Source organism: Antricoccus suffuscus (assembly GCF_003003235.1).
Taxonomy (GTDB): Bacteria; Actinomycetota; Actinomycetes; order Mycobacteriales; family Antricoccaceae; genus Antricoccus; species Antricoccus suffuscus.
The window spans coordinates 75,167-99,753 of record NZ_PVUE01000017.1 but is presented as its reverse complement, the minus strand read 5'-3'; the positions used below and the strand labels follow the sequence as shown (position 1 = coordinate 99,753).

The 24,587-nt window shown below is 64.8% G+C and carries 23 protein-coding genes and 1 tRNA gene; 10 read left to right on the top strand and 14 right to left on the bottom strand.

Annotated elements, in window-relative coordinates:
* Nucleotides 1-23 precede the first annotated feature (23 nt).
* From CLV47_RS17205 to CLV47_RS17170, 8 genes are all read right to left on the bottom strand, one after another.
* Nucleotides 24-842, bottom strand: coding sequence for an SDR family NAD(P)-dependent oxidoreductase (locus tag CLV47_RS17205; protein WP_106350328.1), 819 nt, complete (start codon nt 840-842; stop codon nt 24-26).
* Between the two features lie 65 nt (nt 843-907).
* A complete protein-coding gene (locus CLV47_RS17200; protein WP_106350326.1) occupies nt 908-1,459 on the bottom strand; it encodes a universal stress protein in 552 nt (183 codons plus the stop codon).
* Complete coding sequence (locus tag CLV47_RS17195) at nt 1,456-2,979, bottom strand: MFS transporter (RefSeq protein WP_238145487.1); 1,524 nt, start codon at nt 2,977-2,979, stop codon at nt 1,456-1,458. Before CLV47_RS17195 ends, CLV47_RS17200 begins: the two co-directional genes overlap by 4 nt.
* Nucleotides 2,980-3,224: 245 nt before the next feature.
* On the bottom strand, nt 3,225-4,667 hold the full coding sequence (locus tag CLV47_RS17190; RefSeq protein WP_170111129.1) for an MFS transporter: 1,443 nt from the start codon (nt 4,665-4,667) through the stop codon (nt 3,225-3,227).
* On the bottom strand, nt 4,660-6,138 hold the full coding sequence (locus CLV47_RS17185; RefSeq protein WP_106350322.1) for an MFS transporter: 1,479 nt from the start codon (nt 6,136-6,138) through the stop codon (nt 4,660-4,662). The genes CLV47_RS17190 and CLV47_RS17185 overlap by 8 nt, the downstream gene beginning before the upstream one ends.
* Nucleotides 6,139-6,155: 17 nt before the next feature.
* Nucleotides 6,156-8,267 (bottom strand): 3-hydroxyacyl-CoA dehydrogenase NAD-binding domain-containing protein, encoded by a 2,112-nt coding sequence (locus CLV47_RS17180; RefSeq protein WP_106350321.1) that lies wholly within the window; start codon nt 8,265-8,267, stop codon nt 6,156-6,158.
* A gap of 231 nt (nt 8,268-8,498) precedes the next feature.
* A complete protein-coding gene (locus CLV47_RS17175) occupies nt 8,499-9,752 on the bottom strand; it encodes an ABC transporter substrate-binding protein (RefSeq protein ID WP_106350319.1) in 1,254 nt (417 codons plus the stop codon).
* A 174-nt stretch (nt 9,753-9,926) separates the two neighbouring features.
* Nucleotides 9,927-9,999: transfer RNA gene (locus CLV47_RS17170), tRNA-Arg, on the bottom strand.
* Nucleotides 10,000-10,106: 107 nt separating this feature from the next.
* Between CLV47_RS17170 and CLV47_RS17165 the strand changes: the two genes are divergently transcribed.
* The 3 genes from CLV47_RS17165 (at nt 10,107) to CLV47_RS17155 (ending at nt 11,993) form a co-directional block, all read left to right on the top strand.
* Entirely contained in the window at nt 10,107-10,358 is a 252-nt protein-coding gene (locus CLV47_RS17165; RefSeq protein WP_106350318.1) for a hypothetical protein, read from the top strand.
* A 184-nt stretch (nt 10,359-10,542) separates the two neighbouring features.
* Nucleotides 10,543-10,788: an acyl carrier protein gene (locus CLV47_RS17160; protein WP_106350317.1), complete on the top strand. Its 246-nt coding sequence runs from the start codon at nt 10,543-10,545 to the stop codon at nt 10,786-10,788.
* Nucleotides 10,789-10,790: 2 nt separating this feature from the next.
* A complete protein-coding gene (locus CLV47_RS17155) occupies nt 10,791-11,993 on the top strand; it encodes a beta-ketoacyl-[acyl-carrier-protein] synthase family protein (protein ID WP_106350315.1) in 1,203 nt (400 codons plus the stop codon).
* Here CLV47_RS17155 and CLV47_RS17150 read toward each other — a convergent pair.
* On the bottom strand, nt 11,954-13,228 hold the full coding sequence (locus CLV47_RS17150) for a lipopolysaccharide biosynthesis protein (protein ID WP_106350313.1): 1,275 nt from the start codon (nt 13,226-13,228) through the stop codon (nt 11,954-11,956). The two genes, CLV47_RS17155 and CLV47_RS17150, sit on opposite strands and share 40 nt — an antisense overlap.
* 227 nt (nt 13,229-13,455) lie before the next feature.
* On the opposite strand from CLV47_RS17150, the gene ettA reads away from it, so the two are divergent.
* From ettA to CLV47_RS17120, 6 genes are all read left to right on the top strand, one after another.
* Nucleotides 13,456-15,126: an energy-dependent translational throttle protein EttA gene (gene ettA, locus CLV47_RS17145; RefSeq protein ID WP_106350312.1), complete on the top strand. Its 1,671-nt coding sequence runs from the start codon at nt 13,456-13,458 to the stop codon at nt 15,124-15,126.
* Between the two features lie 32 nt (nt 15,127-15,158).
* A complete protein-coding gene (locus CLV47_RS17140) occupies nt 15,159-15,596 on the top strand; it encodes a thioesterase family protein (protein WP_170111128.1) in 438 nt (145 codons plus the stop codon).
* Between the two features lie 27 nt (nt 15,597-15,623).
* The gene (locus CLV47_RS17135) at nt 15,624-16,073 is read left to right on the top strand and encodes an acyl-CoA thioesterase (RefSeq protein WP_106350309.1); all 450 of its coding nucleotides are present in this window, start codon (nt 15,624-15,626) and stop codon (nt 16,071-16,073) included.
* A gap of 3 nt (nt 16,074-16,076) precedes the next feature.
* Complete coding sequence (locus CLV47_RS17130; RefSeq protein WP_106350307.1) at nt 16,077-16,508, top strand: acyl-CoA thioesterase; 432 nt, start codon at nt 16,077-16,079, stop codon at nt 16,506-16,508.
* Nucleotides 16,489-17,160, top strand: a complete 672-nt coding sequence (locus CLV47_RS17125; protein WP_474863665.1) for a DUF8185 domain-containing protein — start codon at nt 16,489-16,491, stop codon at nt 17,158-17,160. The genes CLV47_RS17130 and CLV47_RS17125 overlap by 20 nt, the downstream gene beginning before the upstream one ends.
* Before the next feature lie 67 nt (nt 17,161-17,227).
* Nucleotides 17,228-18,034, top strand: a complete 807-nt coding sequence (locus CLV47_RS17120; RefSeq protein WP_106350304.1) for an enoyl-CoA hydratase-related protein — start codon at nt 17,228-17,230, stop codon at nt 18,032-18,034.
* On the opposite strand, the gene CLV47_RS17115 is transcribed toward CLV47_RS17120, so the two are convergent.
* The 4 genes from CLV47_RS17115 to CLV47_RS17100 all read right to left on the bottom strand — a co-directional run bounded on the left by CLV47_RS17115 (nt 18,031) and on the right by CLV47_RS17100 (nt 22,198).
* The gene (locus CLV47_RS17115) at nt 18,031-19,584 is read right to left on the bottom strand and encodes a glycoside hydrolase family 13 protein (protein ID WP_238145486.1); all 1,554 of its coding nucleotides are present in this window, start codon (nt 19,582-19,584) and stop codon (nt 18,031-18,033) included. The genes CLV47_RS17120 and CLV47_RS17115 overlap by 4 nt on opposite strands.
* Nucleotides 19,585-19,630: 46 nt before the next feature.
* Complete coding sequence (locus CLV47_RS17110) at nt 19,631-20,608, bottom strand: hypothetical protein (protein ID WP_106350301.1); 978 nt, start codon at nt 20,606-20,608, stop codon at nt 19,631-19,633.
* Nucleotides 20,609-20,855: 247 nt separating this feature from the next.
* Nucleotides 20,856-21,266, bottom strand: coding sequence for a globin (locus tag CLV47_RS17105; protein ID WP_106350300.1), 411 nt, complete (start codon nt 21,264-21,266; stop codon nt 20,856-20,858).
* Entirely contained in the window at nt 21,263-22,198 is a 936-nt protein-coding gene (locus CLV47_RS17100; RefSeq protein WP_170111127.1) for a mechanosensitive ion channel family protein, read from the bottom strand. The genes CLV47_RS17105 and CLV47_RS17100 overlap by 4 nt, the downstream gene beginning before the upstream one ends.
* Before the next feature lie 122 nt (nt 22,199-22,320).
* Between CLV47_RS17100 and CLV47_RS17095 the strand changes: the two genes are divergently transcribed.
* Nucleotides 22,321-23,262 carry a hypothetical protein gene (locus tag CLV47_RS17095; RefSeq protein WP_106350297.1) on the top strand — a complete coding sequence of 314 codons (942 nt, stop codon included), beginning with the start codon at nt 22,321-22,323 and terminating at the stop codon, nt 23,260-23,262.
* Nucleotides 23,263-23,266: 4 nt separating this feature from the next.
* Here the strand turns inward: CLV47_RS17095 and kynU are convergent, their stop codons facing one another.
* On the bottom strand, nt 23,267-24,547 hold the full coding sequence (gene kynU / locus CLV47_RS17090; protein WP_106350296.1) for a kynureninase: 1,281 nt from the start codon (nt 24,545-24,547) through the stop codon (nt 23,267-23,269).
* Between the last annotated feature and the right edge of the window lie 40 nt (nt 24,548-24,587).

Below are 24,587 nucleotides of genomic sequence, written 5' to 3'. Positions count from 1 at the left end.
GTATCGCCGATGACGGCCTTGACCTACCCACGCATGAGTGACTGGCCACCGTCGACCGGGAGCTCCACCCCAGTGATGAATGCCGCGTCGTCGCTGGCGAGAAACAGCGCGGCTTTTGCGACGTCCCAAGCTGTTCCCATCTTGCCGCCGAGTGGGACTTTGACGTCTCTCGCGGCGATCACCTCCTCACGCGTCGCACCGCCGCGGCCCACCCTGTTTTCGACTGCCATGGGCGTGTTCATCAGGCCAGGCAGGATCGAGTTGACGCGGATCCCGAACTCGGCGTTGGTGGCGGCGACATTGTTGACCAACGCGTTGACGCCGGCTTTGGAGGTGCGATAAGCGATATTGGGATAGTTGGTAATCGCCGCGACCGAAGATATGCACACAATCGCGCCACTTTGCTGGGTGCGCATGATCGGTAGCACGTGTTTGCAGGCGAGGACCATACCGCGCAGGTTGATGTTGGTGATGAGCTCGAATGAGTCGGCGTCGGTCTCGGTGACTGGTGCGTCGCCCGCGGACAGGCTGACGCCGACGTTGTTGTGCAGTACGTCGATCCGCCCGCCGTACTGTCGCACGCAAGTGTCGACGGCGCGGACGATGTCCGCCTCGCTGGTGACGTCGGCCGCAACGGCAATCGCGTGACCGCCCTCTTTGACGATCTGCTCGACGGTTGCCTGTGCCGCGGCGAGATCGCGATCGGCCGCGACTACTCGCGCACCTTCGCGCGCGAACAGTACCGCGGTCGCGCGGCCGTTGCCGACGGATTCGCCTGGTGTCTGCCCGGCGCCAAACACGAGGGCAACTTTGCCTGCCAGCTTGAGTTTTTCGTCAGTCAACGTCTCGCCCCTTTTCGATGTCTGCCTCCATGCATATAAGCACACGGCCCGCTGTCGGTCGCCGGCTATTTGCCAGGGGGTCGCGGCGGCCGCCCAGGGCGACCGGCTCCAGCGGCCGCTTTCGCCGCGGCACTGGCGATCTTCTTTCCCGCGACCTTGGCTTTCGACGGCGCCGGGCGTGGCAGTCGGGGCATGACAACGACCGGACAGTCCGCCTGCACCACCAGCTCGGCGGCGATCCGATGTGCCGAGACATTCGTGTCGCGCGGCGAGCCGAGCACGATGAGGGTGGCATTTTTGCTCATTCTGCGCAGGACTGGTCCGGGTGAGCCACGGAGCGTCTCGCAGTCGACCTCATTGTCCTCGCCAAGGGCAGCAGCGACGTATTTGCGCAACTTCTCATCGGCGGTGGCCTTCGGGTCCGCCGGCCCGTGGACGGTAGGTATTGGTGGCCGCATGGCCGGTGCAGCGGGTGCGCGAGACGGTCGCCAGGCCATCACTGCGTGCAGTGAAAGGCCACGCTCATGGGCGAAGTCGGCTGCCCACTGCAGCGCTGTTGGCGATCCGCTGCGGGTGCTCACGCCGACGACGACCCCGCCCATCTCCGGAATTGTCATGATCGTGCCTCGCTCATCTCACCTTGGCCGGGTGGTTGTTCGGCTGCGGACAGCGGCGTGGCGATGTCTTCCAAGGACTTCCGTTCGGCGTCTATGCCGATGAACCAGGCCACCAAGCCGCCGATGACCATGATGCTGGCGCCGATGACGTAGCCCCACGTCAATGGGCCGGTCGGCGGTGCGTGTCCGGTTGACGCGAGAGCGTCCGGATTCCCGATGAGCTTGCCGAACAGCCACGGCGCGACCACCCCGCCGGCCCCTTGGGAGATCGCGAAGAAGTACGAGATCGCCTGTCCGCGAAGCTCAAGTGGAAAGATCTCGCTGACGGTGAGGTACGCCGAGGACGCACCGGCCGAGGCGAAGAAGAAGATGACGCACCACAGGATCGTCTGTGTCGTCGCGGTCAAGATCCCCGCGTTGAACATGAACGCGGTGATGAACAGCAAGATCCCGGATCCTCCGTACGTCGCGAGAATCATCTTGCGACGCCCGATGGTGTCGAAGAGGTGTCCTAGTAACAACGGGCCCAGCAGGTTGCCCAGCGCGAACGGCAGGAAGTACAGCGGGATCGAACCCGCCGGGATTCCGTAGAACGTCTTCAGAACCAAGGCATAGCTGAAGAAGATCGCGTTGTAGAGGAACGCCTGGGTGACCATCATGGTGAAGCCGAGCACCGACCGCTTCGGGTACTTGCCGAAGAAGATCTTCGTCAGTTCGGCGAAGCCGAGGGGCGGCGTCTCTTTGAGCGTGATCGCCTTTGAGTCCGGGACCGGCTCAAGCTCGACGCCGCGCGCCTCGATTCGTTTCTCGATGTCGTCGACGGTGCGTTTCGCCTCCTCCTCGCGCCCATGCGTCATTAGCCAGCGCGGGCTCTCAGGGATGGTCCGACGTAGGAAGATGATGACCAGGCCCAGGACGGGACCGATAAAGAACCCGATACGCCAGCCCCAGTCGATCGATACGTTGTTGGAGAACAGGTACAGCCCGACGAGGTTGCCGAGCAGCGCGCCACCCCAATACGTCCCGTTGACGGCGATATCCACCCTGCCGCGGTACTTTGCGGGGATCAACTCGTCGATCGCGGAGTTGATAGCCGTATATTCGCCGCCGATGCCCGTGCCCGCGACGAAGCGGAACAGCGCCAATGACCAGAAGTCCCAGGCGAATCCGCCGAGGCCGCTGCCAACGAGGTAAATCGCGAGCGTGATGATGAATAGTTTGCGACGCCCTAGCTTGTCGGTGATCCGCCCGAATACCAGCGCGCCGACGACCTCGCCGGCGAGGTAGATCGATCCGAGTGCGCCGAACTCCGCCGCGCTCAAGTGCATCGAGCCCGCGGCGTCGGTCAACGATGGCCCATTAAGGGAGACGATCTGGATCTCGAGTCCGTCAAGGATCCACGACACCCCGAGCCCGACGACGACGATCCAGTGGAATCGAGTCCACGGCAGCCGGTCCATCCGCGCCGGAACAGTACTTCGAACGACGACTGGGTCCGGCGTCGCGGACGTGGTGCTCATGCGCAGGCCTCGATCGGTGAGGCGATCCGCTGGTGCCAGCAGTCTATGGCCGTTGTGTCTGATTCGAGTGACATAGTTTGCTCCTCGACGTGCGTTCCGAGCGGCCCCCGCGCACACCTTGGAGGTGTGCCCATTTAGTTGTCGTACTGCGATGCATCATCCGTGCGTGCTCCACAGGGTGCCGAAGAAACGTAGCGCCGCGCATGTGTGATCCGCGTTTAGATATCGGTGAGCAGGCCGTGTGGTCACGCGACGGGAGTGACGGTCCGTTCCCGCTTGGCTTCGACTCGAAACAGCAATGCGCTGAGTACGGCGCCGATGAGCAGTGCCACGGCCGAGGTCCACATCGCGGCGTGCAAACCGCTGACGAAAGACTCCTGGTCGCGCGGGTTCAGCCGCGCGCCACCGCCGCTTCGTCCGGGGATGTTGGCGTACACCAGCGCTCCGAGCACCGCTACGCCGAGCAACTGGCCAACCTGACGCACTGAGTTGAGAATGGCCGAGGCCATGCCCGCGTGGGAGGCGTCGACGGCGGCCATCGCGATCGCGGCCATCGGTGACATGCTGAGGCCGATCCCGAAGCCGAAGATGGCAAAGTTCCACCAGATGAGCGAACCCGGCGTCGTGGTGTCGAGCCGTAGAAGGCCGAGTGTGCCCGCCGCGCAGACCACCAGGCCGATGAGTAGTGGCCATTTCGCGCCGATCCGGCCGACCAGATGCCCGGACACCGTCGAGGCGACCGCGAACGCGATCCCAAGTGCGGCGACGTTGATACCGGCGTGCAGCGCGTCCAGGCCTTGCACCTGCTGGAAGTAGGCGCTGAAGTAGACGATGCTTCCGGTGAATGCGAAAAAGACCACCAGTCCGGCGATATTGGCCGCCGCGAACCTAGGCAGCAGATATAACCGTACGTCGATAAGCGGATCGGCCAGGCGTCGTTCGACTAGCACGAAGATCGTCAGCGTGACGAGGCTGAGTGCGAACATGCCGAGGATGAGCGGCGATCCCCAGCCGTGGTTTTGTCCCTCGATGATCGCAAATGCCAGCGCACCAACGCCGACAATAGTTAGCACAGCACCCGAAAGGTCGAACCGCGCCTTGTTCGTCAGTTTCGCCAGCCGTGGCACGTAGCGTGCGGCGATTGCGATCAGCAGCAGGCTCAACGGCACGTTGATCAGGAAGACCCACCGCCAGCCCCAGCCATCGACGATCACGCCGCCGACAATTGGGCCGACGGCCATCGCGAGCCCCGAGCTGGTCGACCACAGTCCGAGCGCGAATGCCCGTCTTGCGGGGTCGTCGAACGCCGCCCGGACGATGTTGAGGCTGCCGGGCACGAGCAGGGCCGGCCCGATTGCCTGGATTACTCGCCCGATCAGGACCATTTCGATAGTTGGGGCGAGGCCGGTCATTAGGGAGCCGGTCGCGAAGATCGCGATGCCGACCATAAAGACTCCCTTGCGCCCCAGGCGATCGCCGAGTACGCCGCCGGTCATCAGCAGGCTCGCGAGGACGAGTACGTAGCTGTCGACGATCCACTGCAGGTCGGTCGCACTGGCGTCGAGGTGCTCGCCCATGGTCGGTAGTGCCACGCTGACCACCGTGGTGGACACGACCGAGAGGAACTGTCCGGCAGCGGCGACGAGCAGGGTGAGCCATGCTCCGGTACTAGTAGCGGGTCTAGCCATGACGCTGTTCCTGGTGGGCGAGGTCCGGTGTGCTCTCGTTGGCTCGGTCGGGCCGATCACGCCGGAAGAGTACGACGCCGAGCGCGGCAGTGACGAGTACGGCGATGCCCGAGATGAGGAGCGCGACTCGCAGCCCGCTGACGAACGCGGCGCCGTCGGCGTGCGAAAACACGTGTCCGGTGGTGGTCGTCGTCGACAAGTGGCCGTAGGCGAAGACGCCGAATACCGCGACGCCGAGGACCTGGCCGATCTGCCGGACCGCGTTGAGCACGGCCGAGGCCATGCCGGCATGCTCTGCGTCGACCGCCGAGATACTGATCGCGGTCATCGGCGTGAGGCTCAGCCCGATACCGAAGCCGAAGATGGCGAGCATCCACCACAGCCCGGCGATCCCGGTATCGGGAGTGAGCCGCAGCAGGGTCAAGGTGGCGCAGCCGATTATCACCAGGCCGATAGTGAGCGGCCAGTGTGCGCCGAGGCGCCCAACGAGGAATCCGGCCAGCGGCCCGACGACCGCGAATGCCAGGCCGAGGCTCGATACGCCGAGTCCGGCCGCGATGGCGGAGTAGCCGGCGACTTGCTGGAGGAAGACGCTGAAGTAGACAATGATGCCTATATATACGAAGAAGACGACGAACCCGGCGACGTTGGATGCGGTGAAGCTCGGCCGGCGGAAGAGGTCGAGATTGATCAGTGGTTCGGTGATCTGCCGTTCGACGAGGATGAAGGCGGCCATCGCCGCCGCGCCGACGACGAATGCGGTCAGGATGAGCGGGGAGGTCCAGCCGTGGTCCTGGCCTTCGATGATGGCGAAGGCGAGGCACGCGATGCCGACCGTGGTCAGTGCCACGCCGGTCCAGTCGAAGCGTGCACGGACAGACGACCGGCCCAATTTCGGGATGTAGCGGATGCTGACGAGGAGCATCACGATTCCAAGCGGCACGTTTATTAGGAATACCCAGCGCCATCCGACTGCGTCCACGATGGCGCCGCCGACGGCCGGCCCGACGGCCATCGCGACTCCCGATCCGGTGGACCACAGGCCCAGCGCTAGCGCGCGTTGGCGCGGGTCGTCGAACAGCGCGCGGATGATCGTGACGCTCCCCGGTATCACGATGGCCGGGCCGAGTCCCTGGATGACACGTCCGATGAGGAGTGGCGCGATTGATGGTGCCAGGCCGGCCACGAGCGAACCGGTCGCGAACAGTGCGATACCGACAATGAATACGCCCTTGCGCCCAAAGCGATCGCCGGCCACTCCACAAGCGACCAGCAGGCTGGCGTAGACGATGATGTAGCCATCGACGATCCATTGCAGGTCGGTCGCGTTTGCTGGGAGGTCCCGCCCTATATCGGGCAGGGCGACGCTCACCAGCGTCACCGACATGACTGTCATGAACAGTCCGCCGGTGACGACACCGAGACCCGACCACGCTGTGCGCCGGGTCTCGGCGCCGGATGCTGAGCTCACGCTCTGATACTGGTTCTTTAGAACTCGGTTTTGCCTTCGGCGACGAGTTTCTCCAACAGCGGTGCGGGCGTCCAGAACTCGCCGTGCTGCTTATGCAGGGTCTGGATCTTCGCCAGCGTCACATCGAGTCCGAGCGACTGCGCGTAGTACATCGGGCCACCCCGGTACGCCGGGAAACCGTAACCATTGACATACACGACATCGATATCCGACGCGCGCTGCGCGATGCCTTCTTCGAGGATTTTCGCGCCTTCGTTCACCAGCGCGAGGATGCACCGCTCGACGATCTCCTCGTCGGTGACGGTACGCCGCTCGATGCCGGCGTCTTTCGCGCACTGCGCGATGATCTCATCGACCGCGGGATCTGGGATCGGTGTCCGGTTGCCGTCTTCGTAGCGGTAGAACCCGGCGCCGGTCTTCTGCCCAAACCGGCCCGCCTCACACAACCGGTCCGCGACGGCGGAGTAGCGCAGGTCTTTACGCCGGGTTGGTTCGAGCCGCTTCCGCGTGGCCCAGCTGATATCTAGGCCGGCGAGGTCGGACATCGCGATTGGGCCCATCGCCAGCCCGAAGTCCATCAGCGCGCCGTCGACCTGCTGCGGGGACGCTCCATCCTCGAGTAGGAAGTCCGCTTCGCGCTTGTACGGCGAGAGCATGCGGTTGCCGATGAACCCTTCGCACACCTTCGCCAGAACGGGGATCTTGCCGACCTTCTGCGCGGTCTTCATGCTCGTCGCGATCACGTCCGCCGCGGTCGCATCACCGCGCACCACCTCCAGCAGTTTCATCACGTTGGCGGGGCTGAAGAAGTGCAGCCCGATCACGTCGGCGGGCCGCTTGGTGACCGACGCGATCTCGTTGATGTCCAGCCGGGAGGTGTTCGAGGCCAGGATCGCGCCGGGTTTGCAGATCGCGTCGAGCTTGGTGAAGATGTCCTTCTTGACGTCCATCTCCTCGAACACTGCCTCGATGACCAGGTCCGCGTCGGCCGCGTCTTCGAGTTTCAAGGTGGGCGTGATCAGCCCCATCCGCGTCGTGACCTGCTCGGCGGTGAGCTTGCCCTTCGACGCGGTCACGTCGTAGTTGCGCTGGATATTGCCCAGCCCGCGGTCGAGGCCGGCTTGTTCCTGTTCGATCAGGGTGACCGGGATGCCCGCGTTGACGAACACCATGGTGATCCCGCCACCCATCGTGCCGGCGCCGATGATCGCGACCTTCTCCACCTTGCGCAGTGGCGTGTCCTTGGGTACGTCGGCGACCTTCGCTGCTTCTCGGTCGGCGAAGAAGATATGCCGCAGGGCGGCGGACTCGGGTCCGGCGATGAGCTTGACGAACTCGTCGCGCTCGGCCACGAGGCCCGCTTCGGTATCGAGCTTGGTCGCCGCTTCGACGCTGTTGATGGCGGCGTGCTGGGCCAGGCCGTTACGGGCGTTGCGGCGTACTGCTTTGCGTGCGGCCTCGAAGTCGACGCCGTCGGCGTCGGCCGGCGGACGCTTGTCGACAACTGGTAGTTGTTTGCTGCGTGCTGCGACCTCTTTAGCGAAGGCGATCCCGGCTTCGACTGGATCTCCCTCGAAGTTCCCATCGACGACGCCGAGTTCGGCGGCCTTCGCGCCGGTGACGGGCGTGCCTTGCTGGATCATGTCCAGCGCCTTCTTCGCGCCGATGATGCGTGGCAGGCGCTGAGTGCCACCGCCACCCGGGATGAGACCGAGGTTGACCTCGGGGAGACCGATCTGGGCGTTGTTCTCCGCAATTCGATAATGGCAGGCAAGTGCGAGCTCAAGGCCGCCACCGAGCGCGAACCCGTGGATCGCCGCGATCACAGGCTTCGGCAGCCCCTGCATCTTCACGATGATGTTGCCCAATGATGGCTCGGCGTTGGACGCTGCGGTGTTGAACTGGCGGATGTCCGCGCCGCCGCAGAATGCGCGGCCGTCGCCGGCGATAACCACGGCGGTAACTGCGTCGTCGGCCGCGGCCTTGGTGATGCCGGCGTCGAGGCCGGCGCGGATTGTGTCTCCTAGGCCGTTGACCGGCGGGTTGGCGAGGATGACGACGGCGACGCCGTCCTTTACGCCGTACCGGACGGTGGCCGAGACATCGCTGAAGTCGATCGAGTTACTCATCAGGTGCACGCATTCCCTAACTCAAGAAGTGTCGGATCCTTCTCAGGCTATGTGTCGCGCTTGAGCGCAGGAACCCCGCATTGATACTTCCGGTGAAGACACACGCGACCGATCGAGCGATTTGCACCGGTCACGATTGAGGCGCGACCGCTGAGGCCAAGTTCCATAGCTTCGATTTGCCTACTATGTCCACTCGTTCTCAGCGGCGCGCCCGCGGTCGCTTCGGTCAGGCTACTTGCCGACCTTGAGGTCTTTTGCCTCCTGCGAGGCACTAATATCGTCGACTATCTTGAGCCCGCCTTCGACGGAGGTATCGACTTGCTCGATGTACGTTGCGCGTGTCGGCGGCTGGCCTGGCTTGGAGTAGTCGAGCGGTGCGGTGAGCCCCTTGGTGTCGACCTTCACCTGGCGCGCGGCGTCCAAGATCCCCTTGCGCGTGAGGTCTTTGTTCTTGCACGCTTTGGTCAGCACCGCTTCGTACGCCATCGCGAAGGAGTAGCCCTGCTCGACCGCGTCCTGCGGCTTATCGGTGAACTTCGCGTGGTAGCTCTCAGCGATGTGTTGGGTAATCGGCTGAGGCGCATTGAACGGAAGGTAAGGCACCACCCGGTAGTAGTTCGCGAACGAGTCCTTGGCAGGTGTATCAAGCAAAGTAGGGGCAAATGATGGGCCGTTCCCGACTACCGGAACATCACTCATGCCCTGCGCCGACATTGCGGTGAGGATCGAGCCGGTCTGGGTGGGGGTCGTCGTGATGAGGACGGCCTTCACGCCTGCCGACTTGAGACTCGTTACTGCCGGTGTCAGATCTGAGTCCTCGCCGGTCACCTTCGCGGGCACGATCGTCTGGTTGTGCTGCTTGGCATACGCCTTGGAGCCGGACAGCCCGTCGCCGCCGTATTCCCCGTCGACGTAGATGTGCCCAATCTTGTCGCCGTCGGCGATCAGACCGCTCTTCTGGGCGTACGCCATCCCGTTGACCATCTCGATCGCGTACGTCGCACCCACCTGCAGCAGAGCCTTGCTCTCGAGATTGCCGGACGCCCAGGATGCCGGAATCGACAGCATGTCGTCGCTCTCGAGCTGCGGCTTGAGGGCGGCGGCGATCGGCGAGCCAAGCACCTGCACCATGCCGGCAACCTTGTCCTTCATCGAGGCATACAGCGTCAGGGCCTTGTCGGCGTGGTATCCGTTGTCCTGAATGTCGAGCTTGATGTCGCGCCCGCAGATGCCACCGGCCTTATTGACGTCGTCCACCCAGATTTGCTGCCCTTGCGTGATTCCGAGTCCGATGACCTTAAACGCGCCAGACTGGTCGGTCATGGCGCCTAAGGTGATTGAGTCGTCGGTGACCCCGTAGTCGTATTTGACACCGTCCTTACCGGTTTGGTTGGCGCCGGAGGTGCCGCCCTTTGTGCTGCACCCGGTGAGCGCCAGGCCCAGGACGAGCGAGCCGCAAATAAGGGCGCGGTTGATCAATCGCATGTAGTTATCTCCCAGTCGCCCGCGGTAGGGGTCTCGGGGGAGTTGTCGTCGCGGGCGGCGTTCAGGTTTATCACGCAGGCCCTTTCGCCGTTTCCGGCGGGCCGCGGCCCCAAAGCGCGACAGGCCCTAAGATCATGACAATGCCGGGAAATTACGACGCTGTCGCGTCACGGGCGCGCCCGGCAGGGATCGAACCTGCGGCCTGCCGCTTAGAAGGCGGTTGCTCTATCCGCTGAGCTACGGGCGCGTGGAAACGCTCAAAATTCTATCGGCACGTACCCGAGACGTCGCGGTGGCCCATTTGCGAGCGGTGAACGCCGCAACATGACCAAACCAGCCCGATACGATGGCCGGATGGATAGCCGCAAAACGTTCATCTGGGTCGCCGTCGCGCTCGCTGCACTGTTGGTGATCTTTGGCGTCCTCTCCCTGGCGACCGGCAACGCGGGTTTCATCCTGTGGGCGATAGCGCCGATCGCAATGGCATTCGCGACCGTCGTCACTGCTCTTCGCGGCGCCACAAAGGGTGAGCGCAAACGTGACCGCGATGCCCGCATCGCGGCCCGCAAGGCCGCAGCGAAAGCTCATGGTCACGCCGGTAACTAGCGCTCGCAGACCACCGAGACCGACCGGCTAGTCTAGGTCGCGCCCGGCCGGCAACGCGCGCATAATCACAACGATCGGTGTCCGATTGCGCCCGTCGTTGTGCGCCGCGGCGCGCGATACGCCAAGATAGGCATGCACCGCATCCGCGGTACCGCATTGCCACCACGCCGAGGAAGGGCAGTCAATGTCTGCAATTACTGCTGATCAGGTCAAGTCCGACGTAGCCGAATACCTGCAGCTTGACCCGTCGCGACTGTCCCAGTATGCGCTGCTGACCGAAGATCTCGGCGTCGACTCGTTGACCGCAATCGAGATGTCCATCCAGCTCGAGGGCCGCTATGACATCGACATTTCCGACGAGGAGCTCGCCGACGTATCGACGTACGGCGACCTCGAAAAACTCGTTCTGAGCAAGACTGGAGAGAAGTAACAGTGCATGAAACACGCGACGGCCGCCGAGTCGTCATCACCGGCCTCGGGGTCGTAGCCCCCTGCGGGACTGGCCTTGACGCATTCTGGAATGGTCTCGGCGCGCCGGTGGCGCCCAGCGTTATGCGCACGGTCCAGGACTTCGACCCCAAGGCCTACGGTCTTAAGCACGTTGATGCCCGGCGCCTGGACAGATTCGCACAGATTGCGTACGCCGCGGGCAAAATGGCGCTGGAGGATGCGTTCGAAGACGGCGACGTGTCCGAATACAGCGAATGGAAACGCGGAATCATCATGGGCACCGGCATTGGCGGAGCCTTTTCGTGGGAGGCCAATGCCGAGGCGCTCATGACCAAGGGTGAGCGGGCGGTGTCGCCGTTGACCGTGCCGATGGTGATGCCCAACGCCGGATCGGCGGCCCTGTCGATGCGGCTCGGATTCCGCGGACCGGTCGAGACGGTGACCACGGCATGCGCGTCGGGTACCCATGCGATCGCCAACGGCGCGAAGCTGATCGCGTCCGGACGCTGCGACGTCATGCTTGTCGGCGGCAGTGACGCCTGCCAGACGGGCGTCATGAATGGTGGGTTCACGAACATGAAGGCGTTGTCGAGCAGCGGGATCTCACGGCCGTTCGACACCGAGCGTGACGGGTTCTGCTCGGCCGAGGCCGGCGGCGTACTCGTGCTCGAAGAGTTGGCGCACGCACGCAAGCGCGGCGCCCGGATCTACGCCGAAGTTGCCGGCTCCGGGTCGACCGCAGACGCTCACCACATCACCGCGCCCGATCCAGAAGGTGCCGGCGCCGTAATGTGCATGCGCGCCGCGCTCGAGGATGCCGGGCTCGAGGCGGGCCAGATCACCCACATCAATGCGCACGGTACGTCGACGCCGCTCAACGACGCGGCCGAGAGCGGGGCTGTCGCCAAGCTGTTTGGCACCGATCCGGGACCGGCGATGACGTCGATCAAGGGCGTCACCGGGCACTCACTTGGCGCGGCCGGCGCGGTCGAGGGCGTCGCGTTGGCGCTCAGCTTCCATAACAAGAAGATCCCGCCGACGATGCACACCGAAAACGTGGACCCGAAGATAGAAGTCGACATCGTGCGTGAGTGGCGCGACTGGGAGCCCGGTCCGGCGATCAGCAACAGCTTCGCCTTCGGTGGTCACAACGGATCGGTAATCTTCACGCCCGTCCCGGCCTGAGCGAGCTCGCCGAGCTTCGGCGGATTTCGTACCGGGTCATAACGTAGCGCAGCGATCATCATCGCGGTCGCCGTCAGTGCGCAGAGCGCGGCGATGGCGGTGATGAACGCGCGCGGTGTAGTGCCGGCACCGAGTGCCTGTGAGATGACGACCTCGCCAACGACACACGCCCAAATGAAGATGAGTCGTCGGCGACGCAGCATCGACAGCCCGCCGTACAGGCCGAACTGAGCCAACGCCAACCCTGAGCCGGCCACCGCGAATAGCCATGCCTCGGATCCGAGGTCGGGATAGTGCTCGCCGCCGACGATAAAGGCGGCCACGCCACCAAGAACGGCGCAGGCAAGGATGGTCAGTGCGGCGAGCCCACCGACCAGCATCAGGCCTCGCCGGACCGTCGCGCGGTGCTTGTCGATGATCGACAGGTCGGCAAAGAGCATCAGGCTGACCGGCTGCGGAAGCCACAGCGCGGCCTTGAAGATCACCGCGCCGGCGGCGTACAGGCCGGCGTCGTTGGGGGACAGGACGTTACGTGCCAGGACCAGGTCGAGACTGCTCAGCAGTAGAAACGCCCCGTGGGCATGGGACGCGTGCGCGATCTCGTGAAGGTATCGACCGATCCGCGCTCGCGGGTCGATCGGTCTGTCGTACGACGTGCGGACCGCGGGCCGTAGGCAGACCGCCGCCGCGAGACACAGCCCGATTCCGGTACCAACCAGTGCTCCGCTGGAGTTGTGGGTGAGCATCAGCCCGGCGATGCCGCCGCCGACCCGGCCGACTCCCATGAGCCCGAGCGCGAGACACAACCAGAACCACCGCTGACGTCCCTGTGCCGCGCCCTGGGCTAACCCGAGTACGCCGAGCGCAGGCACCGCGAGCGCCGCGCCGTACACCCCGACGTACGAGTCGATATGCAGGAACCCGGCAATCAGTGGCGCGCACAGGGCCATCACGACTCCGCACCCGGTCGCGACCGCAAGGCTCGCGCGCACGGCACCGGCCGGGACCGTGCCGGTGGCGGTACGCCGGGCGATCGCGGTCTGGATGGCGAACGACGGGATCGTCGCGATCAGCACCAGATTCAGCAGCGCGAGCGTCTCGCCGTACGTCGAGCGGTCCAGCAGCCGTGCCGCGACCAGAAACAGCAGGTAGCTCAGGACATTGGAGAAGATCGTGACGGCCGGAACGTAGATGTTTTCTGGCGAGCGCGATCGTGTCCGAAAGCTCGTCGCCACAAACCCACACCTTCTCGATCGTCCGCACCTGCCGCAGGACTTCTCCGCGATCATACGGTTGGATCGCGGCGCTCGCAGCCGGGTAACGGGCTGCTCGAACTTGCGGACCGCGTGCTGAGAGAATAGACAGTGTTTTGCCGCGCAGAGCGCGGCGCAGTCGAACTCATCTTGGCAACCGGGCCGGGTATCGGCGTACGACGGACAAGGCACACGAAAGGTCAGCCCCAGTGGCTCAGTACATATACACCATGCGTAAGGCGCGCAAGGCGCACGGCGACAAGGTCATTCTCGATGATGTGACGCTGGCGTTTTTGCCGGGCGCGAAGATCGGCGTTGTCGGGCCTAATGGCGCCGGCAAGTCCAGCGTTCTGAAAATCATGGCCGGCCTCGATACGCCGTCAAATGGCGACGCGGACCTGAGCCCCGGCTACACCGTCGGGATACTGATGCAGGAGCCCAGGCTCAACGAGGACCTCGACGTACGCGGCAATGTTGAAGAGGCGGTCAAGGCCACCCGCGAACTACTGCAGAAGTTCGAAGAGGTCAGCGCGAAGATGGGCGAGCCGGACGCGGACTTCGACGCGCTGATGGCCGAGCAGGGCGACCTGATGGAGAAGATCGAGCACGCCGACGCGTGGGAGCTCGACTCGCACATCGAGCAGGCGATGGATGCGTTGCGCTGCCCGCCGCCGGATGCCGACGTGAGGCTGCTGTCCGGTGGCGAGAAGCGCCGGGTCGCGCTGTGCAAGTTGCTGCTGGAAGCTCCCGACCTGCTGCTGCTCGATGAACCGACCAACCACCTCGACGCCGAGTCCGTGCAGTGGCTCGAGCAGCATCTCGAGAAGTACGCCGGCACCGTTGTCGCGGTCACTCACGACCGGTACTTCCTCGATAACGTCGCGCAGTGGATCCTGGAGCTGGACCGCGGGCGGGCGATCGCCTACGAAGGCAACTACTCGACGTACCTGGAGAAGAAGTCGGCGCGACTGGCTGTCGAGGGCAAGAAGGACGCCAAGCGTAAAAAGCGCCTCGACGAAGAGCTCGAGTGGGTCCGCTCCAACGCCAAGGGTCGGCAAGCCAAGAGCAAGGCGCGACTGGCCCGTTACGAGGAGATGGCGACCGAGGCCGAGAAGACCCGCAAGCTCGACTTCGAGGAGATTCAGATCCCGCCAGGTCCGCGACTCGGCTCGATCGTGGTCGAGTCCGACGGCCTGACCAAGGGTTTCGACGACCGTCTGCTCATGGACAACCTGTCCTTCACCTTGCCGCCGAACGGCATCGTCGGTGTCATTGGTCCGAACGGCGCAGGCAAGACGACGCTATTTAAGATGATTGTCGGCGAAGAGCAGCCGGACTCCGGCAAGCTCAAGATCGGCGAGACGGTCAAGATCTCCTTCGTCGACCAGAGCCGCTCGGGTATCGATGACAAGAAGAGTGTCTGGGAGGTTGTGTCCGACGGGCTGGACTACATGAAGGTCGGGCAGGTCGAGATGCCGTCCCGCGCCTACATCGGTGCCTTCGGTTTCAAGGGTCCAGACCAGCAGAAGCCGGCCGGCGTTCTGTCCGGCGGCGAGCGCAACCGGCTCAACCTCGCTCTGACGCTCAAGCAGGGCGGCAACATGATCCTGCTCGACGAGCCGACGAACGATCTTGACGTGGAGACGCTTTCGAGCCTGGAAAACGCGCTGCTGGAGTTCCCGGGCTGCGTCGTGGTCACGTCCCACGACCGGTGGTTCCTAGATCGCATCGCGACCCACATCCTTGCCTATGAAGGCGACTCGCAGTGGTTCTGGTTTGAGGGCAACTTCGAGTCCTACGAGAAGAACAAGATCGACCGGCTTGGCGCCGAGGCCGCGCGGCCAAGCCGTGCGACGTACCGCAAGCTGACGCGCGGTTAGTGGTGGGTGAGGCAGTCGTGGAGGAGTCGTCCGTGCGCGAGACCTACATCCATCCGGTACACCTTCGGTGGTCCGACGAGGATCGCAATGGGCACGTCAACAACAGCAAGTTCATGACATACACCGAGGACGCCCGCATCGCCTGGCTCGGGGTGATGCGCGCGCAGACCGGTGCCGGCCCGGGCAGTGAAGGAGTCATCCTCGCCAGCCTGCATTGCGAATACAAGGCGCAGGTCCACTTCGCGCACACGAAGGAGCTTGAGGTCCTAAATACGGTGCGCCGGATCGGGTCGTCGTCGGTGGAGCTGCACCAGACGGTCCAGGTGCCCGGAGCCGAGGTCGTCGCCGACCTCATCACGGTGCTGGTCAGCTTTGACTACGACGCCGGTCGCGCGGCGCCGTGGGGCGACGAGCAACGGGCATGGCTAGGTAAATATGTAGAGGGCGTCGGCGACGCGGCAGCGGTTTAGATAGCAATCCAGGAGAGGGAACTACCTGTGGGCGAGTCATACGTATACGAGGTGCAGTTGCGGTGGTCGGACGAGGACCGGATGGGGCACCTCAACAACACGCGCTACCTGACATTTGCCGAGGACGCCCGGACCCGGTGGTTCGCGATGGTCCCGGCGTATGACGGCAAGACTCACGCGAGCTCGATCGTGGCCCGGATGGAGGTCGACTACATTCGGCAGGTTCGCACCGCAGACAACGACTGGCTGAAGGTCGTCAACACCGTTGTCGGTATCGGTCGCTCGTCGGTACGCCTGCAGCAGGAGATTCAGCGGATGAACGGCGAGGTCGTCAATCGGGTGATCGCGACCCAGGTCAACTTCGACTACGACAACAACTCGTCGTTGCCCTGGAGTGACACCCAGCGCGCCTGGCTGACGAAGTTCGCCCACGCGACTCCGGCCGTCGGCGACACCGTGAGCGCCGGAAAGGCCTGAGAGATGGCTTTCTCGACGCTTATCCCGTTGCGGTGGGGTGACATGGATGCCTACGGACACGTCAACAACGTCGTGTTCCTCAGCTATCTCGAACAGGCCCGCGTCAACGCCTTTCACTCGACGCCGGACGACCGCAGCGGCGCGGCCCTGCTCAAAGAGGGCGTCGTGGTCGTCGAGCACACGATCCGCTATAGGCGCCAGCTTCCGTATTCCAGCGTGCCGCTGCGCATCGTGTGCTGGACCGACGAGATCAAGAGCGCGACCTACACCACGGCGTACAAGCTCTGGAATGACGCGGGTGAGGAGCCGGAGCTCGTCGCGACGGCCAAGACGTTGCTGGCGCCGGTCGACTTCGCCACGGGCCGGCCACGGCGGCTCACCCCCGAGGAACGGACATTCCTCGGCAGGTTCGGTCCTGAGGAGTCCTCCCATTAGCACTGCGTGGTACCCCGACAGCGCGAACGACCGTCAGGACCTCGCGACCTTCCTTGGTCGCGTACGACGATTGTCTTCGGACGCGACCGTGCGGATCCAGACCGCCGGCGAGCGTTCGGTGATCTGGGCGATCGTCCTGGGCACCCTCGTACGGCGCGAGTTTCACGGACGACTCGACGGAGCAGCCGACATCGCCGTCAGCGCGACGGACCTCGCCACGAATCTGGACGTGTCGGTATCGACCTCGGCGTACGTCGAGCTGCCCGCGTCCGCGGACACCAAGTGGCGTGGCACGATCCCGCCTGCCGCCGGCTGGCGACTTATCGAGGACATCCCGGCGCGCGCGCTCATCGATGCTGTCGAGGCGGCCGGCGCATCGCTGACCGACCTCGAGGATCATGCCCTTAACGCGGCCGCCGACTCAATGCTGTCCCAGCCGGTGCTTACTGTCGACGCGCCGGGGGAGACGCCGATCGAGTTGTCGCTACGCATACTGCTGTGCTTGACCCGCATGGGCTTCCTCGCAGGTGAGCGGGCCGACCCAGGTAACGTGGCTCGAGTCGCCGTAAACGGTCCATGGGTCATCATCGCGACCATGCAAGGTGCGGTGTACCGCCGTACCGGCACGATCGACCTGCTGGGCCTGTCGTAGGACTACAGCTGGCGCAACGGCCCCGCGCAAAATGACATACGCAAAATGACATAGAGGAGCTGGATCCGTGCACACCGAACCGGTAATCACCGAGGTCGATGACAGGGGCGTTGCCACGGTCACTCTCAATCGACCAGAAGCCAACAACGCCTATAACCGCGAGCTGATCGAAGGCCTCGCCGCCGCGCTCGACCAGCTGGAGGCGGCCGAGGATGTGCGGGTCGTGGTCGTCAAGGGCAACGGCCGGTTCTTCCAGGCCGGCGCCGATCTAAAGTGGATCAATGCCGTGCGCGGCGAGGACATAGATGAAAACCTCGACGTCTCGCGGATGACCGCCGCTGTAGTGGACCGGCTCAACCGCGTTCCGCTGCCGGTCGTGAGCCTGATCCAGGGCGGCTGCTTTGGCGGCGGCACCGGGATTGTGGCAGCCAGCGACGTCGCAATCGCCGCGGCCGACGCGATCTTCTCCATCACCGAAGTGCGTTGGGGCCTGCACGCGAGCATCATCATCCCGCAGCTAGCCGACGCGATGTCGGTGCGGCAGCTGCGGCGCTACGCACTGACCGCCGAGCGGTTCAGCGCCGCCGAGGCAATGCGGATCGGCCTGGTTCACCAGATTGTGCCGCCCGACCAGCTCGAGGAGTACGGCGAGAAAGTTATCGTCCAGCTGCTCGGCAACGCACCGGGCGCTATCGCGACCACCAAGGAACACATCCTCGACTACTCGCACGGCGCGTTTTCACCGGCCGGTTTCGAACGCATCGTGCGCAGCCACGCGGAGGCACGGCGCACCGCCGAAGCCGAGGAAGGGCTGGCGTCGTTTGCGCAGAAGCGCGATGCGTCCTGGCCGGTCGCAGAGCCGACCGAAGCTTAGGCCCCGGGATCAACCCAGATCGCCGCGTCGTTCGGTAACTTGCCGTTCTGCGGCGGCGTACTGCTCAGCAAGACTGTTCCGGCCGGTATGTCGACCGGCCCACCGGTCAGGTTGAGCGCACACACCATCCCATCGCTGCGGGCAAACGCGATCAGCCCGTCAGGGCCGTCTAGCCAACGCAGGCTCCGGTCGCCAAACGCGTTGCGGGAGCGTCGGATCGCCAGCGCCGTACGGTAGAGCCGAAGATGGCTGGCCGGGTCGGCTTCCTGCTGCTCGACGGACCGCTGCCCCCATCCCTCCGGCATCGGCAACCAGGTGCGCGAGGTGGTACTGAAGCCGTACGGCGCCGCGCTGCCGGCCCACGGAATCGGCACCCGGCAACCGTCGCGGCCGCGCTCGGTGTGCCCCGAACGTTCCCAGGTCGGGTCGCGCAGCGCGTCATCGGGCACGTGCACGTCCTCAAGACCGAGCTCGTCGCCCTGGTAGATGAACGGCGTACCTGGCAACGCCAGCTGCAGAAGAGCGGCGGCGCGGGCCCGCGCCCGGCCCGTCTTGCCACCGCCGTATCGCGTGGCGTGCCGAGAGATGTCGTGGTTGGACAACACCCAACAGGTCGGCGTACCGGTGCCGTCGACAGTCTTGATCGATTCGTCAATCGCGACTCGCAGCTCGTCCGGCGCCCACGCGGCCTCGGCCAGCCTGAAGTTGAAGGACATATGCAACTCGTCCGGCCGCAGGTAGAGGGCAAGACGGGTGCGGTCGGTGACCCAGACCTCGCCAACGGTGACCGTGTCGGGGTAGTCGTCCATTGTGCGGCGGATCCCGCGGTGAATGCTGTGTACGGCGTCGTTGTCCCAGCGGAAGTCGATCGCGCCATCCGGAACATTCCCGGCCGCGTCGAGTGTGGGCAGATCCGGTAGCCCGGCCGGTTTCGCCATCCCGTGCGCCACGTCGATGCGGAAGCCGTCGACCCCTCGATCCAGCCAGAACCGAAGCGTCCTGTCGAGGTCCGTGGCGGCCTCGGGGTTGTCCCAGTTGATATCCGGCTGCTCTGGGGCAAACAGGTGCAGGTAGACCTGACCGTCGGCTGTCCGCTCCCACGCCGGACCGCCGAATACAGCCGGCCAGTTATTGGGCAGCACGCCATCGTGCGCGTCTCGGAATATGTAACGGTCCCGCTCGGGGCTGCCCGGTGCCGCCTTGAGGGCCGCCTGAAACCACTCGTGCTGATCCGACGAGTGGTTCGGTACGACGTCGACAGTGACCCGCAAGCCGAGCCGTTTCGCCTCGGCGAGCATCGCGTCGAATGCAGCGAGATCGCCGTACAGCGGGTCAACTGTGCGTGGGTCCGCCACGTCGTACCCGCCGTCGGCCTGCGGCGAGGCATAGAACGGCGTGATCCACAGCGCGTCGATGCCGAGGCCCTTGAGGTACGGCAGACGGCTCTTGATGCCCATTAAATCGCCGGACCCGTCGCCGCTCGCGTCGGCGAACGAGCGGATATAAATCTGGTAGAAGACCGCGTCGTCCCACCACTGCTTGTCAGTCACGTCGTACCTCATCGATCGGTTCCGGGTGGTGCCGCTCTGAAGTTGCTCAGTCTGGCAGCGGTCCCGTCGATAGTGCCAGGTCTCCCGGGGCATTAGGGTCGATCGGCAGTGTGGTGGCCGGCACGACCGGATGCGATCCAGTGGTGATTTGTTTGTCCATGGGGGGACGCTCCGAGTCGCCGTCGACGTCGCGGTGGGCGTGCCACGTGAGCGCGAGCAGCAACAGTCCAGCGAGCGCCACCCGTGGTCCGGGCACGCTCACGGCCGCCTGCACTTCGTCGCCGCGGATTGCCAGACCTAGTACGAACAGCACCACGATAACTGCGGCGGCCAGCGTGCCGATCGTGGCGATCCGGTTGATCGACGGGCGCCGGGTGGCCAGCGGCAGCAGCGCCGCGCCCACACCGACGACCATGACGATCACGATGACGATATTGCTGATCATCAGTCCGGTAGCCGACGCCCAGTTGGTGCTGAACAGAAGCGAGAACGCGGTCATCTGGCCGGACTCCTCGCCGATGCCGGACACGATCACCCACGGCAACCATAAGGTGGCGACGGTGAGGACGGCGGCGACCGGCGCGATCACCCAGCGGGTGGACTGGCCGCGCGGTGGATGATCAAACGCGCGGACGAGCCAGATGACGCCGACGACGCTGACGAGTACGACGACGATCTTCACCAACAGCGGGTAGCGCCCCGACTCCGGCAGAAACACCGGGCCGAGGTCGGTGATCGCGCCAAGCGTGGGCAGCATGGCGACGTACGAAACCCACCTGTTGTGCGCGGCCAAGCCGATTGCGCCGACCACGACAGTCAGGATCGTCGACCATACGAGCTCTGGCCGAACGTCAACCGTCGGGCCGGAATGATCGCCATTCCACGGGATGAACATTGCGATCACCAACACCACGAACAACGACGCCAGAGCCCACCAGCTGACCGATTGGTGAGCCGGTGCGTGAGCGTTTTGCGCGCCCGCGGCGGTGGTCCGCGGATCGTGCCCGGGGGAGGAGAGAGGCATGGTGCCTTTAGTCTTATCGAATATCAGTGCCGGTGTGGCGGGTGTGACCACTACGGCGCGGAACCGTAACGGGGTCGTGATGCAGGCCAGTGACCTACTTCACGACGGCAGTCCGGGTGGGCGTTCCCTTGTCGCAGCAGACTGTTCCTTGTGAGGCCACATTAGGCGCGACAAGGTGAAGTCTCAGTCGACAAGAAACGCTAAGACTTGGCGCTACGGCTCGGCGCGATGGTCCGAAACGACGCGATTACTGGCTCGCGTTCTCCGGCGCGTTGACCATGGCGTGCGCGGCCATCACGAGATAGGCCCAGAACGTCTGGCGCTGTTCGGCGGTCAAGGACACCGAGTCGAGGCCGACCCCGATGTGATGCAGCCAGCGATCACGCTCGACCTCGCCGATCACGAATGGCTGGTGCCGCATCCGCAGTCGAGGGTGCCCGCGCACCTCGGAGTAAGTGCCAGGTCCGCCCCAGTACTGCTCCAAGAACAACTGAAAGCGGATCGCCGCCGGTCCGAGATCCTCCTCGGGGTACAGCGGTCGCAGGATCGGATCATTTGCGACGCCCTCATAAAAAGTCGCGACAATTTTCTCGAACGTGGGGGAGCCGCCGATCTCGGCGTAGAACGAACCGTCACTTCGTGACGCGGGGTCGGTCATTTACGGGTTTCCTCTGTTGGCGATGTTGGATCGCTCACCACGCTAGTCGGCAACATCGTCGCCGGCGACTTGATGCCGGCGCCGGCAAACGCGCTCGCAAGGCGCTGTTTGGCGATCCGGGCCGCACTGTATCGGGCCCGCGGAATGGTGGTGAGGACGGCACGCAGCGTCATCCCCAAGGCGGTCACGGTCTGTACGCCGAGTACCTCCGGTGCCTGTACATAAGTGTCTGCGAGTTCGGGGTCGTTGGCCATGTTGGCGAGCACCGACGCCATCAGGCTCTGCGCGTGCTCGATGTCTATGCCGTGAGCGACGGGCATGTCGACGATGACGGTCGCGGTGCCCTGGCTGCTGTTGCCGACCCTGATGATCTCGCCATTGCGGACATACCAGATCACACCCTCCGCATCGCGCACCCGCGTCGTGCGCAGCCCGACCGCCTCGATGGTGCCGGACGCCGCGCCGAGGTCAACGATGTCGCCGACGCCGTATTGGTCCTCAAGGATCATCGAGATGCCGTTGAGGTAGTCCTTGACGAGACTTTGCGCGCCGAAACCGAGGGCCACGCCGGCAATACCAGCACTCGCGATGATCGGCGCGAGGTTGATCCCGAGCTCACCGAGCACCAGGATGACGGCGATACTGCCGATGACAATCGAGATCACGCTCTGCAGCACCGAGCGGATCGTCTCCGCGCGCTGCCGCCGACGTTCGGCAAGTAGCCCGGTGGCGCGAACTGCGGCCTCCTTGGCCTTACCCTTCAGCGGCCGCAGCATCACTGGGACCTTGCCGTCCCCGGTGCGTTTGGTGAGTCGGCGTACGGCGCGGTGCATCAGGAACCGGGTTGCGATCGCGACCACGATGATGATCGCGATTCTGATGCCGGTGTGGAGAGCATCTTCGGCGTTCACGAATGCGGCTGCGTAGGTCACGCAGACCAGGATAGGTTCCCGGGCCGGTGAAGTGTTGTGTCGGTACGCACTCGACGCCGCGGCGCGATCCCCGAATGCGACCTGCATTGCTAACAAAACTTACTGAAAGTAATGTTAGTGATATGGCAAGACTCTCCGGGCGGCCGCTGTTAGGCACCAGCCGCGATCGCTCCTTGGCCGTCGGCGCGGTAGCGGAGCTCGACCGGATCACCGATGCGGTCGGTCGTGACCTCAATGTGCTGCTCAGCGCGGCACCGGGCGGCGGGACCACGACCACGTTGCATCGATTCGCCCGTACCGCCGTCCGCGAGCTCGGCCGGCACCCGCGGTTTGTCAATGCCGGCGGCGTCGAGACACCCAACGACCTGTTGCAGCAGCTGGCGGGGGACCTCACGCCGACAGTATCGGTCGTCGGTGGGGGCAGTGCTTACTCGATGTTTGCGCGGTATGCCGACCTGCCCCAGGGCGTGGTCGCACTTGTCGACAATCTGCCGGTGCGACTGGCCGCAGAACTGTTCGGGACCTACCGCGACGAGCTGTGGGCGGTGCCGATCACCTGGGTTGTGACGTGTAGCGACACCAATCGATCGGGTTTCCTGCGGCCGCCTGCCGACTCGTTTTTCGACGTTGTGGTCGACCTGCCGCCGCTCAATGACGTCGACTCGGCCAGTCTGCTGCGCCGCCGCGCGTCGAAGGACGAACTGCCGGCCGCGGCCTTACGCGCCGCGGTCGCTGCTGGAGCCGGTAACCCGCGCGCGCTGATCAATGCCGCCCGCGCCATTGTCCTCGACGGCGGCGACCCTGCCTCGATCACGCAGGCCTCACTCGACCGGGACCGGGTGGAGCGGTCGTTGTCGGGGTCGGCGATGATGCTGCTGTCCGAGCTGCGCTCGCTTGGTCCTTCGAGTGCCTCGGACCGTCAGCTGCAAGAACGCGTGGGATGGACCCGCGCCCGGCTGGTGCAGGTGTTCGCCGAGCTGGAGCGCGCCGCGGCCGTCGAGACCGATCACGTGCATGACGGACGCTCCGGCCGGCCGCGCAAGGTGTATCGGGCGCGCTATTAGGGATCTAGGTGACGGCGGCGCGTTCGGTGGGGAAGGCCAGATGCTCGCCGACCTGCACAATCTGGCGAATCTGGTCCAGACCGCGCCACACCTCGTCGTACGACGTGGTCAACGGCGAGAACCCGAGCCGGAGCCGGTCCGGCGTACGGAAGTCCGGTACGACGTCGCGCGCGATCATCGCCTGACAAACCTGCCACGCCTGCTCGTGATGCAACGTGAGGTGCGCGCCGCGTCGGCTCGGCTGGCGCGGGCTGGCGACGGCGAAGTCGAGCGGGCGTAGCCATTCGTCCGCGAGGAGTTGTGCATAGCCGGTGAGTAGCCGGCCGCCTTCCTGGATTTGGCCGATCCCGGCATCAGCGATCGCGTTAAGGCCCTCATCGACCGAGGCGATGCCGAGCATGTTCGGCGTACCGGTGAGGAAACGCGCCATGCCGTCCGCGGCGGCGTACTGCTGGTCCATCCCGAACTGGTCGCGCTGGGAGAACCAGCCCCAGATCGGTTGGCGTGCTTGGGATTGCAGGTCGCGGCGTACATAGAGGTACGCCGGTGCGCCGGGTCCCGCGTTGAGATATTTATAGGTGCACCCGACGGCGAAATCGGCTGTTGCCTCCCGCAGCGGGATGCGCACCGAGCCGGCCGAATGGCACAGGTCCCAGAGCGTCAATGCGCCCGCCTCGTGCGCCGCGGCCGTGATCGACACCATGTCCGCGAGCGCGCCGGAACGGTAGGCGACGTGCGAAAGGACGACGAGCGCTACGTCGTCACTCAGCGCATCGGCGACGAGTGAAACGTCCACGCCGCGGTCGATGTCCGAGTCGAGATAGACGCAGGTGATGCCGCGAGCCTGCGCGATTCCTTGTACGACGTACAAGTCGGTGGGGAAGTTGTCCTTCTCGATGAGGATCGTGCGGCGATCGGGCCGCAGGTCGAGGGCGGCGTTGATCAGCTTGTAAAGGTTGACCGTGGTCGAGTCGCTGATTGCGACTTGACCGTCGTCCACCCCAAGAACCTCGCGGCCGAGTCGGTCACCGACCGCCGTCGCGAACTCCGTCCACCGCGGCCAGGACCGGATGAGACTGCGGCCCCACTGGTCACCGACGACCTCCTGCAGCCGGGCGGGCGTGCCTTTCGGGAGCCGCCCGAGCGAGTTGCCATCGAGATAGATCGTGTCGTCGGCGTACACGAACCAGTCTCGGTACGGCCGCAGCGGATCGGCGGCATCGAGGGCCCGGGCGAAATCGTGCCCGAAGTCAGCGCCCTCGGGTGGCGCCGCATGTTCGCTCATTCCTGCACTCCGTTTCTGCCACCAATGCGCCCGTACGGCG

What these genes read in the sequence shown, in the direction of transcription:
- CLV47_RS17130 (WP_106350307.1), top strand. Translation starts at nt 16,077, where the DNA reads ATGGCTTTCTCGACGCTTATCCCGTTGCGGTGGGGTGACATGGATGCC.
- CLV47_RS17095 (WP_106350297.1), top strand. Translation starts at nt 22,321, where the DNA reads ATGGCAAGACTCTCCGGGCGGCCGCTGTTAGGCACCAGCCGCGATCGC.
- kynU (WP_106350296.1), bottom strand. Translation starts at nt 24,547, where the DNA reads ATGAGCGAACATGCGGCGCCACCCGAGGGCGCTGACTTCGGGCACGAT.
- CLV47_RS17160 (WP_106350317.1), top strand. Translation starts at nt 10,543, where the DNA reads ATGTCTGCAATTACTGCTGATCAGGTCAAGTCCGACGTAGCCGAATAC.
- CLV47_RS17200 (WP_106350326.1), bottom strand. Translation starts at nt 1,459, where the DNA reads ATGACAATTCCGGAGATGGGCGGGGTCGTCGTCGGCGTGAGCACCCGC.
- CLV47_RS17105 (WP_106350300.1), bottom strand. Translation starts at nt 21,266, where the DNA reads ATGACCGACCCCGCGTCACGAAGTGACGGTTCGTTCTACGCCGAGATC.
- CLV47_RS17190 (WP_170111129.1), bottom strand. Translation starts at nt 4,667, where the DNA reads ATGGCTAGACCCGCTACTAGTACCGGAGCATGGCTCACCCTGCTCGTC.
- CLV47_RS17110 (WP_106350301.1), bottom strand. Translation starts at nt 20,608, where the DNA reads ATGCCTCTCTCCTCCCCCGGGCACGATCCGCGGACCACCGCCGCGGGC.
- CLV47_RS17195 (WP_238145487.1), bottom strand. Translation starts at nt 2,979, where the DNA reads ATGAGCACCACGTCCGCGACGCCGGACCCAGTCGTCGTTCGAAGTACT.
- CLV47_RS17165 (WP_106350318.1), top strand. Translation starts at nt 10,107, where the DNA reads ATGGATAGCCGCAAAACGTTCATCTGGGTCGCCGTCGCGCTCGCTGCA.
- CLV47_RS17180 (WP_106350321.1), bottom strand. Translation starts at nt 8,267, where the DNA reads ATGAGTAACTCGATCGACTTCAGCGATGTCTCGGCCACCGTCCGGTAC.
- CLV47_RS17175 (WP_106350319.1), bottom strand. Translation starts at nt 9,752, where the DNA reads ATGCGATTGATCAACCGCGCCCTTATTTGCGGCTCGCTCGTCCTGGGC.